We start from the raw sequence: 326 nt of genomic DNA, 5'->3' as shown, positions 1-326 counted from the left end.
AAGTTCGCTTCGCTCACCGTCGACCAGATGCGACACCTTACCACTACGGGCTTTGCGCAATCCTTGCGCAGCCTTCGCTCTCGGTGTTACATCTAGTCTCCATTGCTAATGACCTGGCGGTGGAGGAGTGCTTTGCCCGCTTTGCGGGCAAAACACAAGCCCAGTGTCCATCGAAGTAAACTCGTCGCCACGATAACTACAACGGCCAACGTTCACTGCAAAACAGTTAACTACAAGTATCAAATAGCCGCTCCAACATCTACGTACACTAGATGTTGGAGCGGCTATTTGATGTTGCGTCTGAATTTCACTTTGATACTAACGGG

It is taken from the genome of Furfurilactobacillus siliginis (assembly GCF_001437435.1).
Lineage (GTDB): Bacteria > Bacillota > Bacilli > Lactobacillales > Lactobacillaceae > Furfurilactobacillus > Furfurilactobacillus siliginis.
Note: the sequence above shows the minus strand (reverse complement) of the source record.